8 protein-coding genes, 1 pseudogene and 1 riboswitch are annotated in these 9,754 nt (G+C 49.3%); of the genes and pseudogenes, 6 read left to right on the top strand and 3 right to left on the bottom strand.

Features of this window, described 5'->3' with window-relative positions; translation table 11 throughout:
* The first annotated feature begins 364 nt into the window (after positions 1-364).
* The 5 genes and pseudogenes from B2899_RS16245 (at position 365) to B2899_RS16225 (ending at position 4,915) form a co-directional block, all read left to right on the top strand.
* Positions 365-862 (top strand): hypothetical protein, encoded by a 498-nt coding sequence (locus tag B2899_RS16245; RefSeq protein ID WP_146811231.1) that lies wholly within the window; start codon positions 365-367, stop codon positions 860-862.
* 89 nt (positions 863-951) lie between these two features.
* Positions 952-1,644 carry a response regulator transcription factor gene (locus B2899_RS16240; protein WP_286887167.1) on the top strand — a complete coding sequence of 231 codons (693 nt, stop codon included), beginning with the start codon at positions 952-954 and terminating at the stop codon, positions 1,642-1,644.
* Entirely contained in the window at positions 1,641-3,017 is a 1,377-nt protein-coding gene (locus tag B2899_RS16235) for a sensor histidine kinase (protein ID WP_146811233.1), read from the top strand. Before B2899_RS16240 ends, B2899_RS16235 begins: the two co-directional genes overlap by 4 nt.
* Positions 3,018-3,191: 174 nt before the next feature.
* Positions 3,192-3,291, top strand: a riboswitch (purine riboswitch).
* Positions 3,292-3,335: 44 nt separating this feature from the next.
* Positions 3,336-3,677, top strand: a pseudogene (locus tag B2899_RS16230) (solute carrier family 23 protein); the annotation flags it as partial.
* Between the two features lie 173 nt (positions 3,678-3,850).
* A complete protein-coding gene (locus tag B2899_RS16225) occupies positions 3,851-4,915 on the top strand; it encodes an S-layer homology domain-containing protein (RefSeq protein WP_286887163.1) in 1,065 nt (354 codons plus the stop codon).
* Between the two features lie 30 nt (positions 4,916-4,945).
* Here the strand turns inward: B2899_RS16225 and B2899_RS16220 are convergent, their stop codons facing one another.
* A complete protein-coding gene (locus B2899_RS16220; RefSeq protein ID WP_286887161.1) occupies positions 4,946-6,622 on the bottom strand; it encodes a DUF4855 domain-containing protein in 1,677 nt (558 codons plus the stop codon).
* Between the two features lie 15 nt (positions 6,623-6,637).
* Complete coding sequence (locus B2899_RS16215; protein WP_146811237.1) at positions 6,638-7,711, bottom strand: NAD(P)H-dependent flavin oxidoreductase; 1,074 nt, start codon at positions 7,709-7,711, stop codon at positions 6,638-6,640.
* Between the two features lie 481 nt (positions 7,712-8,192).
* Here B2899_RS16215 and B2899_RS16210 point away from each other — a divergent pair, with 481 nt between their 5' ends.
* On the top strand, positions 8,193-8,366 hold the full coding sequence (locus B2899_RS16210) for a hypothetical protein (protein WP_170230319.1): 174 nt from the start codon (positions 8,193-8,195) through the stop codon (positions 8,364-8,366).
* Between the two features lie 165 nt (positions 8,367-8,531).
* Here the strand turns inward: B2899_RS16210 and B2899_RS16205 are convergent.
* A partial coding sequence (locus tag B2899_RS16205; RefSeq protein WP_286887158.1) for an amino acid permease occupies positions 8,532-9,754 on the bottom strand: 1,223 nt, incomplete at its 5' end.

The following is a 9,754-nucleotide window of genomic DNA, read 5'->3' as shown; positions in this document are numbered from 1 at the left end:
TTCCTTCGTACCACAAAAGTCAACCGCCCTTCCCATGATTTTCATGTCGGGGTTGCGGCTGAGATGCCATGGTGGTTTTTTGTGAAAATCACGAGAAAAGAAGGAGGGGGAAGAGGAAAGGAGAGCCAGGGAAGAAAAAGGCCTTCGCCTTTTTCCGCATTGCAATCATTTCCTCGTTCTCTCCTCTCTTTTCCTTCTACCGCAAAAGTATGATTTTCATGTCAGGGTTGTGGCTGAAAAGCCGTGGGAGTTTTGTTTTTTGACAATTTCCCACAATTTTTTGATATTCTTTCCGCATTGTTTGTCTATCCTATATACCGTAAACAACCTTGTACCATTTTACTAAATTACAGGAGGAGTTTGAATGAAAAAGAAACTGTATGCGATACTGCTGGGAACCGGATTGGCTTTGGCTGCGGTAAGCTCCGTATTTGCAGCCGATCAACCGGCCGAGTCGGCAAACGAAGGTCAAGCCAAAGCACATGCAGCCGGTTTTGGCTGCAAAATGCATGGAAAGAAGTTTGACCTGGAGAAAGTGGCAAAAGAAAAAGGCATCACCGTGGATGAGCTGAAAAAGCAGATAGAGCAAAAAAGGGAAGCAAAGCTGGCTGAAATCGCCAAGGAAAAAGGCATTACCGTGGAAGAGTTGAAAAAGCAAATGCGCGAGAAGCGCGAAAACCACCTGGCTGAGATGGCAAAGGCACGCGGAATGAGCGTCGATGAGTTGAAAACGGAACTTAATAAGATGCATGAAGCGCACCTCGCCGCACTTGCAAAAGAGCGTGGAATTACCGTAGAGGAATTGAAAAAGCAACTGCCGAATCCGGACGGCCCAGTCTTTTTCCATGACAACGACCTGTAAAATTCTGATCATTAATGAAAGGAACATGTTGCCTCTGCATGTTCCTTTCTTTATCTTTAATATATAAAGACTGAATTATCGGAGGAGCCATGTCGTATCATGTATACCTGGTTGAAGACGAAGCCAATCTGAACCGCCTGTTGACGTCCTACTTGCAAAATGAGGGCTGGAAAGTTACATCGTTTCTTACCGGCGCGCAGGCAAAAGCGGCAATCCCACAGAATCCGCACGTATGGATTCTCGACATTATGCTGCCTGATACGGACGGTTTCGAACTTCTCAATCTCATTAAGTCGAACAACGCCAAACTTCCCGTCATTTTCATATCTGCCAGAGACGCGGATTTAGATCGTATCATCGGCCTGGAGATGGGCAGCGACGATTATCTCGCCAAACCGTTTTTGCCCCGCGAGCTTGTCATCCGTACCCGTAAACTGCTTGAAAGAGTATACGGTCCTAACAGCCAAGCCCCTGTATCCGCTGAGCAAACAACAGGCATTCTTACCATTTCTTCTTACACGATATATGAAAAAGAGCGAAGGGTGCTATACGATGACCAACCTGTCGATTTGACTTCAAAGGAGTTGGATTTGCTGCTATTGTTTGCCGGACACCAGGGCCAGGCCCTCTCCCGCCAACAGATTCTTAATCATATCTGGGGGACCGATTATTTCGGTACGGACCGTGTCGTGGACGATCTAGTGCGGCGTCTGCGCAAAAAAATGCCGGATCTGCGCCTCGAAACGCTATACGGCTACGGCTACAGGATGACGAACATATGAGAAACCGACCGCTGGCTGTACAAATATGGTTTGTATTCACAGGAATCATGACGATCGTCCTCTGCCTTGTCATCGTGCTAATTCCTGTCCTCGTCCGGCCTTTCCTCGTCCAGGATACGTATACACGTATTAAAGAGGCACAAGCCCTGCTCTGGGACAGGACGGGCAACAGCCTTGATCCCGGAAAGCGGTTCGGTCAAAAAGAGTCCGGTGTCGTACGCCATCTTTTGTATGCAGACGGAAGCTGGATGGCGCCGCCTTTTGCGATCGCATCGCTATCCCCGGAATTTTTATCACAAGCCCAGGAGCAAGCCCTTACCCAGGCCGAACCGATAAAAGAATACAAAAGTAAAGTGGGAAACCGGACGCTGTATTATATGATTCGCAGCGCCCAGACGGAGGGACAGGCATTCTTTCTGCTCTCTTATGCATGGGACACATATCAAAGGGAATTTATCTCCTCGTTTATCCGCCAGTTGTTTGGTATGGCGCTCCTGGTTCTTATCGCCAGCTTTCCGTTTTCGTACTGGCTGTCTAAGTACCTTTCCCGGCCGCTTGTTCAGATTGAAAAGCATGTGGAGCGGCTTGCCGAGCGCGATTGGCATAGCCCGCTGCTGCTTGAGCGGAAAGATGAAATCGGGCGGTTGGCCGCATCGGTGGAGCGCATGCGTCGACGGCTGGTGAGACAGGACGAAACACAGCGGACGCTGCTACAGAATATATCGCATGAACTAAAAACGCCCATTATGGTCATTCGAAGCTACGCACAGGCCATAATGGACGGCATGTATCCTTCCGGCGATTTACCGCAAACGGTGGATGTAATCGAGAAGGAGGCAGAGCGGCTGGAGCGACAGGTCAGGCAATTGCTCTATCTGACAAAACTCGACTACTTAGCGGCTGAGGAGCAAGTTTTCTATCCGGTTCCTCTTGCAAAGATTGCAGGTGAAACCATTCAGCGTTTGCGGTGGCGAAGACCGGAGCTTGCATGGGTATACGACATACCTTCCGCCCACATCCTCGGCAATGAAGAACAACTGCGTACCGCGCTGGAAAATGTGCTGGATAATCAGATTCGCTATGCGAAACGAACGATTTTCGTAACAGGGGAAGTACAAAATGAAGAACATAAGAGCTTTTTGCTGCTGCGCCTCGGCAACGACGGCCCCCCCATCCCAACAGAAAGCATCCAAACGATTTTCGAGCCTTACCGCAAAGGAGCAGACGGACAATTCGGACTCGGCCTGGCGATTGTACAGCGAATTGTCGCTCTGCATCACGGGAAGATTTGGGTTAAAAATGAAGAAAACCGACCCTTCTTCTTTATCCGTCTTCCCCTGACAAAAGAAACGAAGAACAGCCCGTCTGACTGAGACAAGAGCTCACCTTTCCTGGTGACTCTTATTTTTTATCCGAATCCAAACTCGCCCAATCCCTTTTTCTCCTGCGGCAGAAGAATTGTTTTTTGAAAACGCATATTTTACGAACAATAAACATTTGACATCGCTATATCGTTTGTTTTAAGATACAAGATGTTCAAAACATTACGATCATCTTATTTTTTTGTTCGTATATCCTCAATAATACGGTTTGAGGGTCTCTACAGGGAACCATAAATTCCTAACTACGAATATAGGGTGTACTGTACCTATTTTCGGTTAGGGATTTTTTATTTGCACGGGAGGATGTTTATGGAGAAGTTTTTTAACCTTAAGGCAAACGGAACGAATATAAGGACGGAGTCAATTGCAGGGGTAACCACATTCTTGACGATGGTCTATATTGTGATTGTCAATCCTGCGATTCTTTCTTCTGCCGGTGTTCCGTTCAATCAGGTGTTCATGGCGACGATTATCGCTACTGTGATAGGTACGCTTTGCATGGGACTGCTTGCCAAATACCCTATCGCCATTGCTCCGGGGATGGGGATGAATGCATACTTTGCGAGCGTAGTCGCCACGCACGGTATTTCGTATCAGACCGTGTTCGGCACGGTGTTTTTAGCCGGTATTATCTTTATGTGTTCGGGGTTATTTTCATCATTCAAATGATCTACTTCCCGGCTCACTAAGAAGCCGATACACCGGGGAGTTCCCTGTTAATCGGCCACGGTAGTTTTCTGCTGCCCATTCTATAAATGGGAATTCAACTATTGTATAATGCTAGAAGATACAAAACTTTACACAGAGAGAGGAAAAAATAAACTATGTTAATCCGCAGAAAACATACATATCTTCGCATGGCAACGGCCGCTCTTTCGCTTGCCGCATGCTTCACGGCTACGTCTCTCTCCACAGCCTACGCACTGGACGAGCACAACGTTTTTACCGACGTGCCGCGCACCCATTGGGCCTGGATAAACGGCACGCTGCCATGGGCGGCGCAAGCGCATATTCTGGAAACACAAAAGGAGACCGTGCTTCAACCCGCCCAGATTATCACGGAACAGGAATTCCTCGGCATGATGATGCGCCTGTATCCCAATACAAAAAATGAGATAGGCTCTGGAACGACCGAGGATATATACCGCTTAGCCCGTCAATATAACCTGCCAGCTGCAACGGACAAACCAGAACAGCGTACCGCCGAACTTACGCGCCTGCAGGTCGCACATTTACTCGCGGCTGCCGGTGGGAAACATTACGATGACGCCGGTGCCATCGCCTATATGTACGAACACGGAATTACGAAAGGCGCGGACGGGGAATCCACCATCGCGGGTTATGGCGGCGACAAAAAAGTCAGCCGGGTCGAAGCGATACAGTTTCTAAAAATGGCCCATGACAAAGGGATTGCCTCTATCATGCATACGATGCCGGCAATTGCCGTTTCCAACCCGAGTACCTCCCGGTTTATCAGCAGTAGCCAGGAGGTAGTGACAGCCAACCTTCAAAAAGCCCAAACAGCCGCTTACACACGGTATACGCAGATTCAAGATAGGAGCACGTTTGCCTACTGGACCAGACAATTATATGAAACCGCACGCAAGATGGGGATAAGCGCCGACGGTACCCTTCGCCTGCCACTACCGGCCATTTCAGGAAATAAAACCCTCATCTACCATGTGGCTGCAGACCGCTGGTATTACGGTGAAATCAAAGGCGAAGAGCCGAATATACCCAAACATCTGGATTTTCCGAAACATGAGGATTGGAGCGTTCTGCTTATTGTGAAAGAGGGAGACCGCATCGTCGGAGATATGTACTACGACACAGCGTCCGAATCCATTGAGATTAACAACGTAATCATCCAAAAACACGTCAAAAAATAAGAGGGTGCTGCTATGGCACCCTCTTATTTTTTATTCCTCCTGCGGCTTCGCCAGCAGATAGGCAAACAGCTTTTCTTTGATATGACCCAGTTTGGCCGCGTTCACATCATGGAAGAATGCGTCGACCGCGCCCTCCCCGTCATAGACAAATACGCTCGGGCGATTTGCGCCCGCCAGACGCCCCAAATCGAGATATTGATTCAATGCCTGCACATACTTCGGATCTTCAATCAGCTTCCAGTTCCATTCCAGCATTGTCCCGGCGCCGGTCTGACGGGCAATCGCGTTCGTCTCGCCCAGCATATCCGCACCCGGGAAGTTCTCCTTACTGAAATAGTGATTGGGCTGCAGCCAGGCGAAATCAAAGCCGAGCGTCCTCCACTGTTCGGCGTTTGCCGCCTGAAAATATGGGGCCCAATAAAATTTATACCCTTTCTTCCGCACCATTTCTCCGACTTCTTTCACGAATGCGCGGTCAGCATCAGGCACAATTTCGTTGGTCCAATAAAAACCGGCAAGACGGAGCGCCTGCGGTTTTCTTGCCTCCCACTGGGAGATAATCCGTTCAATGTACCCGTTTACCAGTGCGGTTCGCTGTGTCGGGTGCACGGTGCCCGTCGGATTTGGCAGACCGATAATCACATTCGTCCGGTATCCGTTATCTTTCATCTGGATGCGCGCTTTCAGCGTGGCTTTCTCCAATAAATCGATTTCTTTTCCCGGAGAGAACACCTCGGTTACATACTTTTGCAGCGTTTCGGACGGATTGCCTTTGCTTGCGTCGAACGTCTCAAAACTATAGCCGCGTCTCTCTTTTCCTACCGGGCGAATAATAAACGTATCGAACAGCCAGTGTGGACGATTGTTCCACTGAACGACCATCCGTTTAAACAAATCCCCCGTCTTTGTATGCTGGGCTTCCGTCATGAAAATTACATTACTGACATACCCGTTTGCTTCGGTTTTACGATCCGGGTATGCGGCCTTTGCGGACTCCACCTGTCCTTTTTCAGCATGCAGCCATACGAAACGACCCTGCTGTTCGATTTTATACCAGTTTCCCGCAGTAGCGTATGCAATCGTTTCATACGGAACGTTTGAAAGAGTGCCCACCTGCTCCCAAAACAGATCGGGATACGGGTAAAGCGGAATAGGGGCCTTCACCGTGATTTTGCGCACACCGATGGTTTCCGTTACCTGATCTGCTCCCGCATATAGCCAACCCGGTCCGTTATCGGTACGGATCTGGTACCAGCCACCGTTTTGCTTCAAAACTTGAATACGCTGGGGGTGAATATACATCAACCGCTTTGAGCGGGGGTCTGCTTCCTGGTAGACGGAAACCGGGTGATGGAGGAACATGTACTTACGTGTCGGCTCCGTATCTTCTCCCGTTTTTTCCGGCAGGATGCGAATATGGGACACATCCGCTTTCCTTACCCAGACTTCCTGCTTCCCATATCCGATTTTATACCACTCTCCCTGTGTTTCGAGCACTCCTTCCGGCATTTCCCGCGGCGGAATATACCCTGCCGCCTGCGTATCGCCGGGCATAGAATAATAAGGGGTTTGCTTAAAGAAATAAAGCTCCCGGAAAGAAGCGGAAACTGCTTCAGCCTGAACCTGCGTTCCGGCGAGCGCCAGAATAAGCAGCACGCAGCCGGTTAGCTTTTTTATAAAGGTATGTAGGAATATTTGAGCAACCATTTTTTTCTTCCCTTTTCATTTTAACAGTTCTTGCGCCTGAGCTATGATTTCTTTTACGATTTCTTCCGCACGGTCTCCATCCGTTAGCAAACGCGTTGCCTGTCCGGCCCAAAGCGACAAGTATCGCGGATCGTTCTGTGCCGCTGCTTCCTTCCGGATATCGCCGGTCGCCGTATTCTGACTCGGAAACGGCAGCGGAGCTACTCCCGAATTCTCTACATGGTCAATAAAGGCGTTGCGAATTCCTCGTGCCGGACGCCCGGAGAACGCTTTTGTAATGACGGTATCCTCCTCGGTGCTCTCCAGCAGAGCCTTTTTATAGGCCGGATGCGCCCCGGATTCTGCCGAGGTCAAAAACCGTGTACCCAACTGTACGCCCTGCGCGCCCAGCGCAAGCGCGGCCACAAGTCCCCGGCCATCCATAACGCCGCCTGCGGCCACTACCGGCACGCGTACATTGTCCACTATCTGCGGCACAAGGGAAAAGGTCCCAATGTTAGCACCGTACGGATGCTTCGTTATATCAAATGTGCCGCGATGGCCGCCCGCGTCGCTTCCCTGGGCCACCAGAACATCCGCTCCCTTCTCTTCCGCCAGTTTCGCCTCTTCGACGGTGGTTACCATCGTCATCACCGTCCGGCCCGCCGCTTTCGCCTCGCGCATTGCATCATCCGGCAGGACGCCAAACGCCGTGCTGATAACCGGCACTTCTTCTTCCAACAATACTTGGAATTGCTCGGCGAACCAATTCGGAGTGCGAAGGTCTTCTTTTCCATGCGCAATGCCCAGCTCTTCCCGCAGCGGGTCCAGCATGCGCTGTACCTCCCTCACGCGCGATAAGTCATCTGTCATATCCACCGTGAATAGATTCACACCAAATGGACGGTCGGTTAAACGCCGGATGGCCCGTACCGTGTCGCGAATCGCATCCGGAACCATATACGCCGCACCCAGCTTTCCCAGCCCCCCCGCATTTGATACGCCGGCAACCATCTCCGCCGTCGTCGGCCCTCCGGCCATTCCTGCCTGAATGACAGGATATGTAATGTTCAGGCGCCGGCATAGTTCTGTTTGCAGATCCAGTTTCATGCTCTTTCTCCTCCCTGTACCGTTCTATCGCACTTATAATCATTGATCTTCTCCCACGGCTGAGGCACGTGGAAGTCTTTCCCGCATTTCTCCTTCGCTTCCTTGCGGCATTGTATTTGACCACGATGATCTGAACGGTTTACGAAATGAGTGAGCGGGCTTCATCGAAACCGTCCTTAGAAATCTCTTCCTGTAGTATAACATAAAATCGAACGTTCGTGCGGCGTAATTCATCCACACGCCTAAAGGTATGGCCCTCTTCCTCTTCATATATCCTTCTCCCGTCGAAACGCCGCTTCCGTTCGGCTTCCTTTCCTTTAGAAAAACACATTCTAAAAATCGCACGGATGCCCGAGCTGGTTGCACAATTGCGATTTGATCTATTTAATGAAACTTTATTTTATATAACAGTTGAAGAGTTTTTATTACTGTTATATAATAATGACAAAGGACAGTTTAGAAACCGAAGGGAGAGGACGGTATGAGTCGTACAGAGAAATATGAGATTGCCTGGGAGCGCTATTTAACTACTTGCCGTCGCTATGAAATTGAAGTGACACTTGATTTCATCGAATTCGTCAAACGGCTATCTCCGGAGCAAGTCGACATGATGCTTCAAAATGAACATTCCCCCACTTATCGCATGCGCGCTTGAAGCGGGGATTTCCCAGGTGAATCCGTTACCGGGCCTTCACCATAAGTGGGGTTAACACACAAACAATCCCTCTATTTCCTCCGCGAAAGCTACGACATTATAACGAAAAAACGAGACACCGGTCATTTTGCAACCAGTGCCTCGTTTTTGTTTGCTTTCTTAATATTAATTCTCAGCTTTCGACAACATTCCGCCGGTATAGTCTTTGTCCTCTTTATGTTGATCTTGTTCATACTGTTGTTGCTTTTCCTGTTTCGGTTTAACAAACAGGAAATAGGAACCGACAACCGCAACGGCAAGCAACATCGAGAGGTAGAACTGCGAACGCATATCTGGAATAAATGCCATACCGATTAGAATGGCAACCATCGCCAGGATTGTTGCATAAGTTAGATATGGGAACATCCACATCTTGAATGTGAGCGCCTTCGGATTTTCCCGTTCCGCCTTTTTCCGCAGTTTCAGATGTGAAACGGCGATAGCCAAATAAACAAGGAGGGCAATTGCACCGGATGCGTTAACAAGGAATAAGAATAACTTGTCCGGTGAAATAAAGTTAAAGATTGCACATACATAGGCGAAAATCGTGCTGGCCCATACCGCTCTTACCGGCACACCGCTCTTGCTAATCTTCGTCAAGGCGCGCGGTGCGCTTCCTTTTTTTGCAAGAGAATAGAGCATGCGTGAGTTTGTATAGAGTGCGGAATTCAAGCAGGACAGAACGGCTACCAGTACGACAACATTCATTACCTCGGCGGCGCCCGGAATCCCTACCATATCCAGCATGGTCACATACGGGCTCTTCAACAATTCACCGGCATTCCATGGAAGCAGCGTCACGAGCACAGCCACAGAACCGATGAAGAAAATTAAAATACGCCAGACGACGCTTCGAATTGCGATGATAACCGACTTCTCCGGATTTTCCGATTCACCGGCCGCAACCGCAGCAATCTCCGCCCCGAAGAACGAGAAAACAACCGTAACGATACCGACGAAGATCGCACCGACTCCCTTTGGCATGAAGCCTCCGTGTCCGAATAAGTTAGATAGCCCCGGTGATGCAATGCCGGGTACGAATCCAAAAATAATGGCAGCACCTAAAAGAATAAACAGGATAATAGCAACCACTTTGATCATCGCAAACCAGTATTCAAATTCTCCGAATGACCTGACAGAATAAACATTTGTAAGCGTTAATAAAAAGGTTAGAATTAAACTCCACGCCCATATCGGCACGTCAGGAATCCATCCATTCATAATAGCACCGCCGGCAGTGGCTTCAATTGCAATAACAACCACCCAGAAGAACCAGTACAACCACCCAATTGTAAAACCGGCCCATGGACCGAGCGCCTGGTGAGCATATGTTGCAAATGATCCGCTAT

The sequence above is a fragment of the Aneurinibacillus sp. UBA3580 genome (genome assembly GCF_002375825.1).
In the GTDB taxonomy this organism is placed as follows: Bacteria; Bacillota; Bacilli; order Aneurinibacillales; family Aneurinibacillaceae; genus Aneurinibacillus; species Aneurinibacillus danicus.
The sequence above is the reverse complement of the archived record's forward strand: the minus strand, read 5'-3'. Positions and strand labels throughout refer to the sequence as shown.

Excerpts from the sequence above, each read along its gene's own strand:
- B2899_RS16245 (WP_146811231.1), top strand. The coding sequence starts at position 365 with ATGAAAAAGAAACTGTATGCGATACTGCTGGGAACCGGATTGGCTTTG.
- B2899_RS16240 (WP_286887167.1), top strand. The coding sequence starts at position 952 with ATGTCGTATCATGTATACCTGGTTGAAGACGAAGCCAATCTGAACCGC.
- B2899_RS16235 (WP_146811233.1), top strand. The coding sequence starts at position 1,641 with ATGAGAAACCGACCGCTGGCTGTACAAATATGGTTTGTATTCACAGGA.
- B2899_RS16225 (WP_286887163.1), top strand. The coding sequence starts at position 3,851 with ATGTTAATCCGCAGAAAACATACATATCTTCGCATGGCAACGGCCGCT.
- B2899_RS16220 (WP_286887161.1), bottom strand. The coding sequence starts at position 6,622 with ATGGTTGCTCAAATATTCCTACATACCTTTATAAAAAAGCTAACCGGC.
- B2899_RS16215 (WP_146811237.1), bottom strand. The coding sequence starts at position 7,711 with ATGAAACTGGATCTGCAAACAGAACTATGCCGGCGCCTGAACATTACA.
- B2899_RS16210 (WP_170230319.1), top strand. The coding sequence starts at position 8,193 with ATGAGTCGTACAGAGAAATATGAGATTGCCTGGGAGCGCTATTTAACT.